Source organism: Nitrospiria bacterium (assembly GCA_036397255.1).
In the GTDB taxonomy this organism is placed as follows: domain Bacteria; phylum Nitrospirota; class Nitrospiria; order DASWJH01; family DASWJH01; genus DASWJH01.
Window position 1 is genome coordinate 1 of the sequence record DASWJH010000070.1, and the last position, 16,593, is coordinate 16,593.

The window sequence follows — 16,593 nt, forward strand, 5'->3', positions numbered from 1 at the left end:
GGATGGATGGATATTCAGGGGTAAGCAGTGTCATTGGAAGGATGGGCAGGGAGATGGAGAAGGATAGAAGGACAGCAAAACGGTTTGAGGAAATAAGGATAAAAATTCAAAGATGAGCCAAGAGCAGATTTGACCCCAAACGACCCCAAACCCCCAAACGACCCCAAACCAAGAGCAGATTTGACCCCAAACTAAAATCCTACCAAAAGGGAACTAATCTGGTTTTATTAAGTCCGGATGTTGCTGAAGCATTTCCAAATGAAGAAGCGGTTAATGAAGCGATTCGGTCCCTTGTAAAAGTTGCGCGCCGGTCTTTTCGTGGGACCAAACGAACTCGTCAAAGGAAAAAGCTTCGGGCTTAATGACCCTTCCTGTTTTTTTATGACCTCCCTTTCAAGTGTACATTGGTTATCCTAATAAATATTTTCCTTATTCTTGGATTCCCGCTCCGGTTTTAAACCAAACGAGGACAGGTTCCGCGGGAATGACGGGAGTGGGACTGGGAAAATCTTCATCGTAAAATCCCCCTAGCCCCCTTTGCAAAAGGGGCCCCCTAAGGACAAACCTTAAAAAGAGGATCTTGGTCTGATTATGTGGAAAAAGGGGTAGAATATTGCTATAGTGATGGAGGTATTTTTAGAATAAACCTTTAAAAAACAATTAGCATTGGTATTTAATTTTGGAAAAAAATAAAACATCCTTCTTACTAATTCCATACTATACGGGGTTGGATTCTTTGGAAGATGTTCTCCGGGAGCCAAGGGCCAGGGGTCTTCTTTGGTTAGAAATTCTTTTCAATGACCAAGTGCCTTGGGAAGACTATTTGGATAAACCTGAAATCCAATCGGCTTATCAAAAAGCTTGCATTTGGTATAGCCATTTTAAAACCATGGTTTTATATTCGACTCGGCGTAAACCGCTTAAAACCAAAACTGGTCCTATCGATGAAAAGGATTATCGTAAATTTCTGGAGGCTTTAAATTTTGTCTCAGATTAATGCGGATCACATTCTCACTCTTCTAAAAACCTTTACTCAAGAAAAAAAAAGTCCCCTTGAAATTATTCTAATCGGTGGTTTGGCCCTTCACTTTTACGGGAAAAAGGAGAGGGTTACCGTAGATGTGGACGCCGAGGTTAAGGGAGACCTTGAGGGGTTATTTCATTTTTTGAAGGGCCATCAGATACCGGCTGATCTAAGCGAAAATATTTCTGGATGGTCTGTTGTGGGAATGCCACCCGATTATCAGGAAAGGACCCTTGTGGTCTATGAAGACGCCCTATTAAAAGTCAAAATCCTTTCACCCGTTGATTTTATTGTGGCCAAACTTCGGCGTTTTTCTGAAGAAGATATCAATGACGGAATATTTGTTGCCAAGAAATATAACATTAAACCCGAACAGGTGAAGGAGTCTGCAAACATCGCCATTAAGCATTCAGTAAAAGATACCGCGTTGTTCCCTTTTCGAAAGAACGTTCAACGATTTAATCAGATGTTGAGCGAATGAGAAAATTGATCCTAGAAGAAAATCTATGCTCTTAACCCATCTAAACCCCATTTTAAAAGGAAAAAATTAAAAACCTGGATTCCCGATAAAACCATTCGGGAATGACGGGAGGGAGATCGGAAAACCCTCATCGTAAAATCCCCCTTTCCCCCTTTGCTAAAGGGGGAAATTTAAAACCTGGATTCCCGATAAAACCATTCGGGAATGACGGGTCTAAAGAGAAGAATTTTTTCCTGGGGAGGAGGGGGTTCTCTGGAGCATCCAGTGGGTGAATTTCTTCCGGATCGTTGCCGCGGTAAGCCAGTACCAGCGTTCGTATTTCTTGAGAGCCTCGGCGCGAAATTCCGTATCATCCCGGATTATTTTAGGGGAAGGGATTTTTTCTTGGGATTCGGGTTTTCTCATGACCGCAAAAAGGTGCACATTGGGCAAGTCCCCATCCCGCGATTCCATTCTTTCAACAGAAAAACCGGTTTTATAGGCAAGCCTGCGAAGGGTGACGGGTGAAAAACAGAAGGGGTGGGCAGGGTGAAAAAAATGAGAAAGCCTTGACCCCGGGGCTTCGATATTGGGGACTTCTACAATTAAAAATCCATTGGTTTTAAGTAATTCCTTCAACGATATTAAGACCTGAGTTGGGCTGGTGGTATGCTCAAGAACATGGTTCATGACGATGAGGTCAAATTCCTCATGTTTGAGTTGAGGCGTGATTTCCTGAATTAAACCGGTTCGGACATCCAGACCTTTTTCCTGGCGGGCGTAATCTGATTGTTTTTGGTCGGGTTCTATTCCGATGACTTTTCCGCTATTTCCCACAACGGATTTGATACAGGAGAGGAGTGCCCCCACGCTACAGCCACATTCCAGAATATTCATTCCCGGACTTAAAAAGGGCCGCAACTCATCCAGTATGGGTTGAATTTTTGGAATTCTCCTTTTAAAGAATTTCTCATCGGGGTTCTTTTGGTTTTTGTATTCCTTCCAATAGTGGGTTCGATAATACCCAGAGTTTTCATGATCACTGGGTCTGGGATGGATAAAAACCAATCCACACTCCTTACAGATCACAGTGTTTAAGGAAGCCCCATGCCTCCCTTTTCGGTAGAAGACTTGATAGGAAAGACCTCCGCAAAGATCGCAACCCTGGTTTTGGGTTGTTGCGCCCAAGGGGGATTGAATCGCTTTTTCGGAAATTAGGGCTGTATCAGGATTTTTCGTAACCATCTCAAGGTCTTGCAAGGGTCCTATTTAGTTTCTTTAATACCATAAACGTCAAAGGGTTTTGTGTCAATAATAAATTCGTTTTGTTCTTGAATCCTGTTGGGGGGACTCGTATAATTTTAACGGAGCTTTTTGGAAAAAAGAATCCCCTTCTTTTTGGGGCTCCTAGAAAAATTTTAAAAAAGTGGGCACGAAGGTTTGACTACCTGCTTGGGTTTAAAAATTTTTCTTCCTCATTGACCATTTCATGCCTTTTCTAAAATTGTTTAATTTAGCCAATCTCACCGGGCCTCTTCGGATTGCATTAGCAAAAAAACTTTTTTTAGGGTTTGTGGCAATGGTGGCTTTGACCCTTCTGGTCGGCGGATATGCCTTGGTGAAACTCAATACGCTGAGGGGAATCAGTGAAGGAATGGTCAAACAGGATTTTGTCTTTTCAAAACTCATAAATCAAATGGAAGAAAACCTTCTTGTTCAAAATTTGTATGAAAAACGCTATTCGGTGCTTAAAGATCCCGCCGTTAAAACCCTTTTTGATGATCGCGGAAAAGAGTTTAAACAATTATGGGCGGAGTACCGATCCCATATTTCTCCAGAAGAATCGGGATTACAAAAAATTATGACGTTACACCAAAATTACGAATCCTATGTCAAAAATAAAATAGATTTACTGGATCAAGGGGAAGAACAAAAGGCAGAAACCCTATCAAAGGACTTCATCCGGGTGACCTTTGAAGAGTTAATGGAAAAAATTAAAAAAGTGAACAAGAAAATCAATAAAGAACAAAACGAAAAAATTTTAAAAACACATCAAATTGGAGAAGAAGCTTTTTACGTTACTGTTTTCCTTTGCCTGGTGAGTGGGATTTTCGGGTTTGGGTTTTCCACTTTTTTAATTTATAATTTATCCTCTTCGATTCGGAAACTTAAGGAAGCCACCCGATTTATTGGAGAAGGGAAGTTTGATCGGGTAACTTCAATCCCACAAATAAAAGATGAGGTGGGGGATCTTGCTGAGTCCTTTCAGTGGATGAGCAATCGCCTCCGAACCCTGGAGGAATTGAATCTGGACGCCAATCCTTTAACCCGTTTGCCGGGAAATTTGGCCATCGAAAAAGAAATTTTGACCCGCCTTCATTCCGATTCGAAGTTTGCCTTTTGTCTTGTTGATTTGGACAATTTTAAAGCTTTTAGTGATCGATATGGATATGCCCGGGGAAGTGAATTGCTAAAAGGGATGGGAAGCATTTTGGTGGATACCGTTAAACGGTTGGGGGCTCCCAATGATTTTATCGGTCATATCGGGGGAGATGATTTTGTTTTGGTCATTAGTATGGCCAGTATTTCTCCTCTGTGTGAAGGCATTATTCAACAATTCGATGAACAAATTACCCGTTATTATGATCCTGAGGATGTAAAAAGGGGGTTCATTATTTCCAAGGATCGAAAAGACAAGGAGCAGGCCTTTCCTATCATGACCCTTTCCATCGCAGTGGTCACAAATGATAAAAGGCCTTTAAGCAGCCCTGCACATATCGCTGAAATAGCGGCGCAGCTCAAACAGTACGCGAAAACCTTTTCCAAAAGTCTCTATGTGGTGGATCAACGGAGGTCCCTATGAAGGTGCAAAAAGAAATTATTTCCATTTTTTTGTCGTTTGCCCTATCCGGGTGTCTTACTATTCAGGTTTCCCCTCAAACCCCACCGTTTAATGATTCATCGGGGCCCCTTCACTCGCTAAATTATGCCCATGAGTTGTTCAAGAAAAAAGAATATTCAGATGCTGAAAAGACTTTTCGTTATGTGATAGATACCTATTCCCTTGATCCCCTTTCCGCTGATGCCCGGATTGGGCTGGCATACACCCTTCTTTATTTTGATAATCCAAAACGGGATGAGCTCAAAGCCGTGAAAGAGCTCGAGCAGTTCCTAATACAAAACCCCATGCACCCTCGGGCAAACGAGGTCAAGAATTGGATCAGCTTTTTAAATAACCTCAATGAGGTGAAAATAGAAAATAAACGGTTAAAAGATGACCTTCAGCGTTTAATCGATATTGATATTGAGACGGAGAAAAAAAGGAAAGAAACCCAGGAGGAATTCAAGGAGCCTCAGGAAAAACCCATTGAACCCCCCCAACAAAATTAATGGTTTTTATTTTTGTTTTTTTTGGAACGTTTAATTCCTTCAATAATTACCGTAATTTCCCCTCGGATGGCTTTTTCTTCTAACTGGGTTTTAATTTCCGTTGCCTTTCCCCGAATGAATTCCTCAAAGGTTTTTGTTAATTCCCTTGCCAAGATGATGTCCCGATCTCCGAGAACACTGATTAAATCGGTTAAACAAGATAGAATTCTGTGGGGTGATTCATAAAAAAGAATGGTTTTCGTTTCCTGTTGGAGGGATTCAAACCACCGTTGCCGGGGTCCACGTTTTCTTGGGGCAAAACCTTCGAAGGTGAACCGATCCGGAGGGGCACCCGACCCTGTCAATGCAGCAATTAACGCTGTGGGTCCTGGGATGGGTATGATCCGGATATCACATTGAATTGCCCTTCGAATGAGATAATACCCGGGATCACAGATGGTGGGGGTTCCCGCATCACACAGCACCGCAATATGATTTCCTTCTTTTAATTTATTGATTAAAATTTCGCTTTTTTCTTCTTTATTAAAGTCATGGTAACTGGTTAGAGGGGTATGGATTTGAAAGTGGTTTAAAAGTTTTTTGGCATGGCGAGTATCCTCTGCAGCGATGATGTCCGCTTCATGAAGCGTTTTTAACGCTCGGAGGGTAATATCCTCCAGGTTTCCAATGGGGGTGGAAACGACGAAAAGTTCTCCTATTTTCTCAATCATATTTTACCTGTTTTCTCTTCCATTAACCCTTTCCCTAAGGGGAGGTGTAAAGACCGGGGAGAAAGTGGGGCTGATTTCATTAATATGCCAGAGCATGCATTGAAAATCCAGTCCCCTAACTTACCCTCTCCCCTAAGGGGAGAGGAGTGGTTTGGGCTCTTTCTCCCCAACGGGAAGAAAGATATTTTGGGATTTTCTCCCGAGAAGGATGGGTTTTAATTTTAAAATCCCCCCCCGACCCTTCTTTTTTTTTTTAAAAAGCATTTAAGGGGAGAGATCTTGTTTAAAGAGAGTGATTTGAGATTGGAAATCTTTTTCAATAAAAATATAAATCCCCTTGTTTGGGTTCGTATTTTTTGGTAAATTAGATTGTTTTTATTATGTGTAAAAGGAGGAAGGATGAATATTTGCGTTGTGGGAACAGGTTATGTGGGATTAGTGACAGGGGCCTGTTTTGCGGAATTCGGCAATAAAGTGGTTTGTGTGGATAATGACGAAACGAAAATTCGGAATTTAAAAAGAGGAATTTTGCCCATCTATGAGCCTGGCCTTGAAGAAATTGTGCGAAAAAATTCAAAGGAAGATAGGCTTTCGTTTACAACCGATTTGGGAAATGCGATCCAACAATCCTTGGTGATTTTTATTGCAGTGGGTACGCCTTCGCGGGAAGACGGTTCGGCGGATCTTTCTTACGTGGAAGGTGTGGCACGAGAGATTGCAAGTCACCTAAATGGATATAAGGTGATTGTGACCAAAAGTACCGTTCCAGTAGGAACGGGGGCTAAAATTCAAGAAATTATCCAGAAAAACAAAAAAGAGGGAGGGGAATTTGATATCGTTTCCAACCCCGAATTTTTGCGGGAAGGATCTGCGATTGAAGATTTTATGAGGCCCAACCGGGTGGTGATTGGGACCAATGGTTCTCAGGCCATTGCGATTCTAAAAGACCTTTACCGTCCTTTATACTTGATAGAGACTCCCTTTGTAATTACCGATGTAGTGAGTGCGGAGATGATTAAATATGCCTCTAACGCCTTCCTTGCCACTAAAGTTTCATTTATCAACGAAATGGCCGCCCTCTGTGAGCGGGTCAACGCGGATGTGCATCAGGTTGCGAAAGGGATGGGCCTTGACCGGCGGATTGGGTCCAAATTTTTGCACCCGGGGCCTGGATTTGGTGGATCCTGTTTTCCAAAAGATACAAAAGCCCTTACACAAATTTCCCGTGAACAAGGGTATACATTTGAAATTGTTGAAGCGGTCATCCGCGTCAATGAAAAACAGCGGGACAGAATGGTGGAAAAAATCCGCGGGGCTGTTGGGGATCTTCAAAACAAAACCCTAGGGGTCTTGGGCCTTTCCTTCAAACCCAATACGGATGATATTCGGGAAAGTCCTTCCGTGGCAATTATTGAATCCCTTTTAAAGAAAGGAAGCACGATCCGGGCTTTTGATCCTATTGCAATGGATGAGGCAAAAAAGGTATTAAAAAATGTATACTATGGGTCTGATGCCTATGAGACTGCCAAGGGATGCGATGCTCTGATTCTCATGACCGAATGGAATCAATTTCGAAATCTTGACCTTGATAGAATTAAATCGATTATAACCCAACCGGTTTTTATTGACCTTCGCAATGTCTATGATCCTTTAAGAATGGCAAAACTGGGTTTCCGCTATATCGGTGTTGGCCGTAAGCCGTCCGAATTTTAATTAAAAAACCTCAAAATCCAAATCCCAAATTTTAAAACAAAATAAAACACCAAGATCCAAACAAGGCCAAAGCCTGGATAATCTGAATTCCAAAAATAGAAGCACCAATTTTGGAAATTCAAAAATAATTCCAGTGTTAAAGGTGCTAGGGGAAAAAAACTCCCCCCGACAGTCCTCCTTTTCCCTTCTTTTCCCTTGCCTCGAAATTCGTCTTTGGATTTCGAGTTTATCCTTTTTGAGGTCCGTTCGTGAAGATTAAAATTTAAAAATTTCCACGGCAATGACACAAAAGACTCTGTTCCTCTTCTGTTTCCAATGAAGACAAGGTTCGGAATGATAAATGGAAGGTAGGGAGTTTTGGTGGAAAAAAAAGAAGATTTTACGGTTTTGGTTTCACGTGGCAACGATCACATTCCGCCAACGGGAAGGCTACCCGGCCGTGGCACCTTCCACAGTATTCCCCATTGGTAATCTTTACCATTGAAATGGGGTTTGCCCCTTTTTTCATGATAAAAATACTTGGATGACAATTGGCACAATCCAGCCAATAGGTGTGGGGGAAATGTGGGAAGATGACGTTCGGCATTGCACCGATGGCGGGAATTTCGATGTTAAAATTAAAAGGAGGGGTGGGTTTCTTTTCCCCAGAAAGGTCATCCCGGGGATGAATCACCACAGCATCTTTATTCATGGTATAAAGGGCTTCTCCGCTGGCACGGCTCATTCCCCCCGAAGTAACCCAATTGGGCAATCCCAGAGAATCGGTAGGAAGTTCCCTTAGGGCGGTGGGGGGATTACTATTTTGACGTGCATAGGGGGGGCCCGGCTCGGGAAAACCGTTGGGTTCAGAAAGGTTCCCCGAATAGGAAAGAAAATCCATTCCCGGTGGGGCCTGTTGTACAACTGGTGCTGGAGGGGGGGTAAGGGTTGGACCCGTGGTTTGGGTTGAGGAGGGTGGCGTGGCTTGCTGGGTTTGAGCACAGGCATAAAGAATAAAAATAGCTACGGTGAACATTAAAGAAAAAAATACGATGTGTTTCCTTATATTCATTTTATTTTTCCTTAAAGGCCAAGAAATTTAATTTTTAAACTCCAAAAATAAATGGCAAAAAGTCAGAAAAAAGCAAGTCTCACTGGGGAAACCCCTCCAGAGGGCCCGTTGTCATCCCTGGCCTCCCAGCATGACAGCGTGCGCAATTAACCGGTTTCCACGAAATGGTTCCATCATGGCATTTTCCGCAAAACTGTCCATCCACAATTTTTTTCATGTCGATATCGTTGGAGCCGGCCCTCATTTCAAAAATGGCTGGATGACACACCTTACATTTAAACTCTGCCCGATGAATCCAATGGGGAAAAATCACGGGAGGCATCCCACGTTTTTCCGCTTTGCTGTTTAGAACGATATCTCCATAATAACCCGCAACTTTTTTGCTGAAAAGAGCGGGAAGGGTGAAACAGGCCAGGATTAATAAAACGGCGAATATTATTTTATTTTTCATTCCGTATCCTTTTTCCTAAAATAACGCCAGAAGGTTTAGTAACGATCAAAAAAAAATAAGATGAAGGCACCATCCAAAACATTTTAAACGTAGTTACCATAGGGGTCAAGCATATGTCAATAAAAATCTGTTGAAGGGGTTGGCAAGAAAAAGGAGACTTTGGTTTTTTTAAAGAACCTGAGGGGAAAAGGTTTATGATTTGCATTTCTCTGAATCATTCAAGGAGATTTCATATAAATGAAAATAAACGGAGGGGGTTTTGGATTAAAAAAGAAAAAATTTACAGATAAATTGAAAAAAGGTTCGGTTGTGATCAAAAACCAAGTAAAAAAGAGATTTTTGCTTGACATAACCTCTTCATTTTTATTAATTTAACCTTGAAAATAGCGGAGATAGGAGAATTTTAAGTGCCTAATGCGTAATGGAGTTTACCCTTTGGTAGAACATGACCACTAGACGTCTATTTTTTATTTTATCCTGTTTGTTGATAACGGTGGGAGGGTCCTATTGGTCCGCACAGGGTAATTCCATTATACAATCACGGCACGATCTGACCTTTTTTAACCAACGGGGTTACGGAACGGACACCGGTCCCATGACCGGTGCTGCCTTTAACAATTATCAAGAAACCTGTATTTATTGTCACACCCCCCACAACGCCAGTCCCGTTGCCCCTCTGTGGAACCGTGAGTTGCCTGAACTGACTGAATACCAAATGTATTCCAGTCCCAATTTTGATTCAAAGGTGGGGGTGGGTCCGGATGGGGTTTCGTTAGCATGTCTTTCCTGTCATGACGGGTCTGTTGCAGTAGATTCTGTACTAAATCCGCCTAAGTACCACGCTTTTGATGATTCGGGAACACATTACCGAATGAGCCTTGAAGGGCAATCCGGAAGTGACAGTTGTGGGAAATGCCACAATCGCTCAGAGGGTGCCTATGGTGGGTTAAGCGGGGCCCACGACGCAACAATTCGGTATTTAACTAAAAATTTAAGAGATGATCATCCGATTTCTATTAAATTTCCAACTTGGGACCTTGATCCCGGTTTTAATCAACCCATGATTCCAAAGGAAGACGGGGGCCGCATGTTTCCCAATGGGGTGCAGACTTTTGAAGGGGACAAGGTTCAGTGTGCCTCCTGCCACGATCCCCATGATCCCGATGAAAAGGATATGGAAGGGAGAGACCCGTTCCTTAGAGTTTCAAATAAAGGGAGCGCATTATGCTTAACCTGTCATTCAAAATAATGAAACATGGAAAAAACACAAAAGGGGAATAGAGTTTGTTTTAAAAAGAAAAAGGAAATGAAACTTGAAATGAAAAAAAAGGTTTCTTTTATCATGGTCCTCCCTTTGATGGGTTTAATGGTAGGATGTGCCGGTACCCCAGCTCCCACCCGAGATATGGTTTGGCCTTTACCGCCGGATCCACCGCGGATTAAGTTTGTTAAAAGTATTACCTCTGCAGGTGAGGTTGGAAAAGAATCTTTTTTTGGAAAAATTAAACGGGTATTGGTTGGAGGTGATCCCGAAGCCCGTTTGGTGAAGCCTTATGCGGTTCATGCGGATCAAGAGGGAAGAGTTTTTGTTGTCGATACAGGTTGGAGAAAGGTACTTGTATTCGACTACCCCAATGGAAGGTTTTTTATTATCGGTGTGGATGGACCTGGAATGCTCAGTGGGCCTGCAGGGGTGACGACGGATTCGGAAGGCAATATTTATGTGGCGGATGGTCTACAAAGGCGGGTCGTGGTTTATGATCGGGAGGGGCAGTTTATTTACGCCATCGGAAAACGGGGCCAATTCGATCAACCTGTTGCCGTTGCGTTGAATGAACCCTTAGCCAGGATCTATGTTGTAGATCGAAAAAAACATAACCTACAGGTTTTTAAATTGGGAGACGGGGAATTCCTGTTTGAAATCGGACAAAGGGGAACTGAAAAAGGGGAGTTTAATGTTCCCACCCATCTTTTTATTGATTCAACAGGAAGAATTTATGTAACGGATACCTTTAATTTCCGTGTTCAAATTTTTGAACCGGATGGCACCTTTGTGTCCACTTTTGGCGCCGTAGGAACCGCCTTTGGTCATTTTTCAAAACCCAAAGGAATTGCGGTGGATAAGGAAGGGCATATTTATGTGGCGGATGCCGCATTTAACAATGTTCAAGTCTTTGATGATCAAGGCCGGTTGTTGCTCTTTTTTGGGGGCTTTGGTTACCAACCGGGACAGTTCTGGCTTCCGGCGGGAATGGATATTGATAACCAGAATCGGATTTATGTGGCTGATCAATATAATCATCGGATCAATGTTTATCAATACATCAGTCAATCTGAGCCGACCTCTCAAGACCCTTCCAAAGAAAAAGAGAAAGCCCAGGTTGTTGATGAAATTCAAGAGGGATCATAATGAAAACTTTTTTTGATTCATCTCAAAAATCCCAAACCCAGGGGATAAAAGGAAATCCGGTGAAAATAAAATTGGGAATTTTTGTTTCTGCTCTTTTGGTTTTTATTGGTGCGATTCCTTTTTTATTTGCATCCGAGGATGTCCGGCACACCAAACATAATTTGGCCGCCAATCCGGACATTAGGGCGTCCGATGGAACCATAAAACTGAGACAAGAAATCTGTGTTTTTTGCCATACCCCCCACGGTGGAAGAACCGACGTGGCGGGAGGAGCGGCTCCCCTTTGGAACCGCCGGATTCCGCCTGACCCCACACAAAACAGCAGTTATTACATTCCCTATTCCAGTCCTAACTTTGATGCAAAAGACACCACCAATACCCCCGGGAAACCCAAAGGGGTTTCTCTGGATTGCCTCTCTTGCCATGATGGGACCATTGGGTTTGACGCTTTGATTAACTTTCCAGGTTCAGGGGGATATTTTTCCGTCAATAAAACCGGGTTTGGGTTTGGAGGCGCGGTGGGTACCGGGAACCTTACCTTAACAGGTCCTGCGGCCAATACCAGTTCTGTGGGGGATTCTACGAGTTTTAATGAATTATTAAGGGATAGTACTGCGGGGGGATTCGCTTATTTTGAAAGCGATGGGGTTACTCCTTCGGGAATTTCAGGTGCGGCCCCTTTTCCAAACTTAACCACGGATTTATCAGATGATCATCCCATTAGCATGGCCATTCCCTGCGGAACCGATCCCCAATTTAATGAGATTTGCATAGGGATTGCGAGCAAGGGAGGGAGGATCCAAGGGACCAACTCCGTGATGTGGATCTCCCGGGATCCTAGTGGCGGAGGAAATTACCCCCTTCCCACGGATAAAAGTGACCGGCTTAGGGCATACCCTTCAAACCCTCAAAATTTAAATGAACCGTATATTGAATGCGCTTCATGTCACAACCCCCATGAAGCAAGTGGTAACCCCAATTATCCCTCGGGTCAACCGCCCGCAAACGTGGATCCCCTTGTGGAACCAAGGTCGGTAAACAATTCCCTCTTTCTTCGAATGGCGTCTTATGTTGGAGCAAACAACCAAGACCGAAACAGGGGGAGTCTTGTTTGTCTTTCATGTCATGCGAAGTAGGGAGCAGTGATCGGATTTTTACAGTGTGGGTAGGGGTAAGTGTACTCTACCCTCTTTTTGTATAAAAAGGGTTCATTAGAAAGGGGATTCTTGTGGGAAAAGCCATAGGGATTTTAATCCTGTTTTTCCCATTGTTTTTTTCCTGTCATGTGTTAACAGAAAAAAAAAGATCTCAAGGGGAGGTACTAGGAAATGGTTCACATCAAGATCAGGAACAAATAATGGCTACCGTAGATGGCGTTTCCATCACTTCCCAACATGTGAAGGGGATGGAGCGGGAACTTCTTCCTCAATTTTCCGGTCACCAACATCTCTCCGATGAAAGAATGGGAGCGGTAAAAAAAAGGGCCCTGGTCGATTTAATTCAAAAAGAATTGATTTTCCAAGAAGGCAAACGTTTGGGGATTAAGGTTTCATTAGAGGAGATTTCCCATGAGGTTTCAAAAATTGAAAACCGGTTTCCCTCCGCCAAGGCTTTTGATGAACGCTTGGTTTTAGAAAATTTAACCGAAAATGAAATCCACAGAGGGGTTGAGCGTTTTTTATTAATACAAAAAACCCTTCAACAGGAAATTGAAAAGAAAATTTCCTTTGATGAAGAGGATTTGGAGCACTATTACCGGGATCATCCGGAGAAGTTTGTGTTACCCGAACAGATTAGGATCCGGCAGATTTTGTTAGGTGTTCTACCGTCAGCTTCCACCGAGGATTGGGAAAATACTCAACAGACTGCGATGAAACTCATTCAGAAAATCAATGAAGGTGAAGACTTTGAGGCCCTTGCTCAGGTTTATTCTGATGATGGGCAGACCCGGGATAAAGGAGGAGACCTTGGATGGGTACACCGGGGCCAAATGAGCTTAAGGGAGGTGGAAGAAATTGCGTATCGGTTAAAGGTGGGGGAAACCAGCGATCCGATTCGGACTTTATACGGCTACTTTATTATCCGGGTAGAAGAAGTAATGCCTCAGCGTCAGCTTCAATATTTGGAAATTAACAAAGGTTTACTTAAAGAAGAACTTAAGCGTTCGGCCATAGAAAGGCGAAAGGAGAAATGGTTGAAGGGGCTACAAGAGAAAACAGAGATTAAATTATTCATTCCTCAATAGATGTTCATGCCAGGGGGGTTGGGCGTTGCCGATTCCTAAGCAGGGTAGAAAGGTTGATTCCCCTTTGCTGGATCAAGATCAGGTTCTATTGAAAGCAGTGCCATATATTCACTCTTTCTGACCGATCGGTTAAGGGAACCCTGCAAAAAAAAGGTTGAATGAAGAGGTATGTCGATTTCCTCCATATTCCGGTTACAGTGGATTCGTGTTCTGGCCTGTGTAATTATTTTTCTATTTTTGCATTTCCAGAAGGCTCAGAGTCGTGTCTTGAATTTGGGAGGGTCCGCTGAATTAATTTATTCGAGTTCTTGGACAGAACAAAATTCTGAGGAAACCCAAGTTGAAACTCTTCAGCAACGATACCATTTAGGAAATACCGGAGATCTCTGGGACCCCCGTCTCGGAACCTTTCATCTCAGTGGGACCTTTTTGGATTTAAAAAGTTATGGGGATGGGAGCAACAGTGATCTGGAAATTTTGGATTTTAATAGTTCTGCCAACCTTTTCCCGCGCCTTTTTCCGTTAACCCTATATGCCCAACGGGTGGCCAGTGATAATGAAACCAGTGTCATTACAAAAGATACCCGAACGACCTATGGTTTAAACTGGGTCCTCCCTTTAAGGAATTTCCCAACCCTCCGTCTTAATTTACAACAATCGGACCTGGAGAGTGATTTTTCTCCAAACAGTACTTCCCGGTTTATTAATCTCACCGGGGATGGAAAATACCGCCAAATGAACATCAGGGCCAGTACCCAATATACCGAACTGGAGGTTGACGGGAGTTCCTCTCACGACAGCTATAGCCTGAACCTCAATATGGACGGGCCTTTGGATCTTTCGGAAACCTTGACCCTGAATGCTTTTGCCACCTATGCCAACCGCGGAGGGACACCGGTTGGAGGCCTAGGAACCTTTCAGGAGAGGGGAGTCGGGTTATCTCTATTTCACCGTCCGACGTTAAACTTTAATCAAAGTGCCAGTTATAGTTTTTATGATACCCCGTCCAATGTGACCTTTCAACGCCATGTGATTAACTATGGGGCAAACGGAAGGCCCACCACGAATACGGACCTGGGGGGTAATCTTCGGTTTTTGCGTTTCGAAATTGATGATGTTGAAATCAATTCCTTATTCACGAATCTTCATGGTTCCTGGAGACCTCTATTTGGTCTGAATATTTCTCCCTCCTTATCGGGGGGGCTTACCGACACCAGAGGGGCTTCCCAATCGGATGTTAAATTCGAAAGGATCAATGTGGTAGTGAGTTACCTTCGGTCTTTATGGGATTTTATTCGATGGAATTCAGCCGTGACCTCGGGTCTGGGAATAAATTGGACCGAGGGAGGTGGGGCCTCAACACGGACCTGGGACTTTCCTTTAAATTTTTCCACCACCTGGGATAATTTGGATTACCGGTATGTTTATGTCGCATTAACCTATAATTATTATTTCATTAGGGCAGGCGGTACCGGAGAAATCACTGATAAGACCCAGGACCATCACGTTCAATTTACGGCCAACAGTCGTTATTTTCGAAATTTATTATTTCGGGGGGATAATCTCTTTTTAGAATACCTGCAAAGTTTTACCGTTCGGAAAGGTGGATTGGTAAAAGAACATACGTTTCTCACCAATCTTCAGGCCACCTATTATCTCCCCCGGGGGGTAACCGTTAAAAGTGGGTTCAACCATTTAGATATTTCCGGAACCCCGGGCCAGGTTTCCGATTCCGTTTTTAGTGAATTGCAATGGAATACCGTTGTTTTGCGCTCCCTTTCGGTGGTGTCTTCGGTCCGTCAAACCTGGCAGTTTAATGAGTATGCTGAAGATGTGGAAACACTTTCAGGAAATGCGACACTGGGGTACCAAATTGGATTGGTTTCTTTAAGTGCCCAATATACGGTTTACTTAAATGAGACCGATACCTCCGATATATTAACCCAAACGGTTTATTTGAGAGCGGTGAGACCTTTTTAAATGAAAAAAATTTTCCTGGAAAATGCCCAAGGGTTTTTTTTAATAGGGTTTTCCCTTTTAGGGATCTTCCTTTCGGCTTGCGGGGCACCGGTAACAAAAGAAAGGGTCACGTTGGAATGGCCTTTTCCTCCGGACCCACCCAGGATTGCCTATGAACAAAGTCTTTCCTCCATTAGGGATTTGGAACCAGCCCCATCTTTTTTTAGGAGATTGGGAAATCTCCTTTTTGGAAAAGAAGAGGTTCCTGTTTTGGTCCGTCCTTTTTCACTCTGTGCAGAAGGAGGAAAACTTTATGTTGGGGATACAGGTCTACAGGTTGTTCATATTTTTAACTTGAAAACCAAGGAATATAAACAGGTATTTCGGTTGAAGGATCCCTACCGGATCCTTTCCCCTGTTGGCGTGACGGTTGATTCCAAGGGGAATCTGTTTGTTTCCGATTCTGAATGGAACAAAATCTTTGTTTTTAATCCGGAAGGAAAATTCCTTCGTGAATTTGTTGAGGAAGGGGAAGTAGGTCGTGTTGCAGGAATTGTCTATAATCCTTTGAACGATTTCGTTTATGTTTCCGATACCGTTGATCACCGTGTGGTGGCCTATTCCTTAGAAGGGAAAAAACAATTTCAATTTGGCCATCGCGGGGGGCAAGCGGGAAGTTTTAATTTTCCGACCCATTTAGCGGTCAATAAAGTCAGTGGGGAAATTTATGTAACCGATTCAATGAATTTCCGGGTTCAGCATTTTGGACCGGATGGAAAATTTTTATCAACTTTTGGTTCATTGGGTCGAACCATAGGCAGTTTTTCCAAACCCAAGGGAGTGGCTTTAGATACTCAGGGGCTAATTTATGTGGTTGATGGGATCTATGATACGGTTCAACTGTTTAATGCCAAGGGAGCCTTATTAATGAATTTTGGAATCAGTGGCATTAAGCCCGGGCAGTTTTGGCTCCCTGCGGGGATTGCCATTGATGAGGAAAATCGGATTTTTGTTGCGGATACGTTTAATTTCCGGGTGCAAATATTTAAATTTTTAGATTCCAGCGGATAGTTGGGTTTGAAATTTTGGTTCCAAGTTTGTTTAGAAAAGAACGCGTTGAGGCGTTTATACCTCTGGTTTTTCTTGACATAAGAGACCGTGTTTGATTAAAGTAAAATTA

15 protein-coding genes are annotated in these 16,593 nt (G+C 43.1%); 11 read left to right on the plus strand and 4 right to left on the minus strand.

From position 1 onward, the window contains the following. Positions 1-823: 823 nt before the first annotated feature. The gene (locus VGB26_09015) at positions 824-997 is read left to right on the plus strand and encodes a hypothetical protein (protein ID HEX9757928.1); all 174 of its coding nucleotides are present in this window, start codon (positions 824-826) and stop codon (positions 995-997) included. Beyond that, the gene (locus VGB26_09020) at positions 984-1,505 is read left to right on the plus strand and encodes a DUF6036 family nucleotidyltransferase (GenBank protein HEX9757929.1); all 522 of its coding nucleotides are present in this window, start codon (positions 984-986) and stop codon (positions 1,503-1,505) included. Before VGB26_09015 ends, VGB26_09020 begins: the two co-directional genes overlap by 14 nt. Before the next feature lie 213 nt (positions 1,506-1,718). Here VGB26_09020 and VGB26_09025 read toward each other — a convergent pair whose 3' ends face one another. Beyond that, entirely contained in the window at positions 1,719-2,729 is a 1,011-nt protein-coding gene (locus VGB26_09025) for a class I SAM-dependent methyltransferase (protein ID HEX9757930.1), read from the minus strand. 244 nt (positions 2,730-2,973) lie between these two features. Here VGB26_09025 and VGB26_09030 point away from each other — a divergent pair, with 244 nt between their 5' ends. Next, entirely contained in the window at positions 2,974-4,347 is a 1,374-nt protein-coding gene (locus VGB26_09030; protein ID HEX9757931.1) for a diguanylate cyclase, read from the plus strand. Further along, a complete protein-coding gene (bamD, locus tag VGB26_09035; protein ID HEX9757932.1) occupies positions 4,344-4,874 on the plus strand; it encodes an outer membrane protein assembly factor BamD in 531 nt (176 codons plus the stop codon). The genes VGB26_09030 and bamD overlap by 4 nt, the downstream gene beginning before the upstream one ends. Here the strand turns inward: bamD and rsmI are convergent. Then, complete coding sequence (gene rsmI / locus VGB26_09040) at positions 4,871-5,584, minus strand: 16S rRNA (cytidine(1402)-2'-O)-methyltransferase (protein ID HEX9757933.1); 714 nt, start codon at positions 5,582-5,584, stop codon at positions 4,871-4,873. The two genes, bamD and rsmI, sit on opposite strands and share 4 nt — an antisense overlap. Before the next feature lie 399 nt (positions 5,585-5,983). Here rsmI and VGB26_09045 point away from each other — a divergent pair, with 399 nt between their 5' ends. Beyond that, a complete protein-coding gene (locus VGB26_09045; protein ID HEX9757934.1) occupies positions 5,984-7,297 on the plus strand; it encodes a UDP-glucose/GDP-mannose dehydrogenase family protein in 1,314 nt (437 codons plus the stop codon). A gap of 379 nt (positions 7,298-7,676) precedes the next feature. On the opposite strand, the gene VGB26_09050 is transcribed toward VGB26_09045, so the two are convergent. Beyond that, positions 7,677-8,348 carry a c(7)-type cytochrome triheme domain-containing protein gene (locus tag VGB26_09050; protein ID HEX9757935.1) on the minus strand — a complete coding sequence of 224 codons (672 nt, stop codon included), beginning with the start codon at positions 8,346-8,348 and terminating at the stop codon, positions 7,677-7,679. 79 nt (positions 8,349-8,427) lie between these two features. Further along, positions 8,428-8,799 (minus strand): c(7)-type cytochrome triheme domain-containing protein, encoded by a 372-nt coding sequence (locus VGB26_09055; protein ID HEX9757936.1) that lies wholly within the window; start codon positions 8,797-8,799, stop codon positions 8,428-8,430. 445 nt (positions 8,800-9,244) lie between these two features. On the opposite strand from VGB26_09055, the gene VGB26_09060 reads away from it, so the two are divergent. The 6 genes from VGB26_09060 (at position 9,245) to VGB26_09085 (ending at position 16,484) form a co-directional block, all read left to right on the plus strand. Beyond that, positions 9,245-10,048 (plus strand): cytochrome c3 family protein, encoded by an 804-nt coding sequence (locus VGB26_09060; GenBank protein HEX9757937.1) that lies wholly within the window; start codon positions 9,245-9,247, stop codon positions 10,046-10,048. Between the two features lie 69 nt (positions 10,049-10,117). Next, on the plus strand, positions 10,118-11,209 hold the full coding sequence (locus tag VGB26_09065) for a 6-bladed beta-propeller (GenBank protein HEX9757938.1): 1,092 nt from the start codon (positions 10,118-10,120) through the stop codon (positions 11,207-11,209). Continuing rightward, complete coding sequence (locus VGB26_09070; protein ID HEX9757939.1) at positions 11,209-12,345, plus strand: hypothetical protein; 1,137 nt, start codon at positions 11,209-11,211, stop codon at positions 12,343-12,345. Before VGB26_09065 ends, VGB26_09070 begins: the two co-directional genes overlap by 1 nt. 92 nt (positions 12,346-12,437) lie before the next feature. Continuing rightward, a complete protein-coding gene (locus tag VGB26_09075) occupies positions 12,438-13,454 on the plus strand; it encodes a peptidylprolyl isomerase (protein HEX9757940.1) in 1,017 nt (338 codons plus the stop codon). Between the two features lie 168 nt (positions 13,455-13,622). After that, positions 13,623-15,434, plus strand: a complete 1,812-nt coding sequence (locus tag VGB26_09080) for a hypothetical protein (GenBank protein ID HEX9757941.1) — start codon at positions 13,623-13,625, stop codon at positions 15,432-15,434. Continuing rightward, the gene (locus VGB26_09085) at positions 15,435-16,484 is read left to right on the plus strand and encodes a 6-bladed beta-propeller (protein ID HEX9757942.1); all 1,050 of its coding nucleotides are present in this window, start codon (positions 15,435-15,437) and stop codon (positions 16,482-16,484) included. It abuts the gene before it with no gap. Positions 16,485-16,593 lie beyond the last annotated feature (109 nt).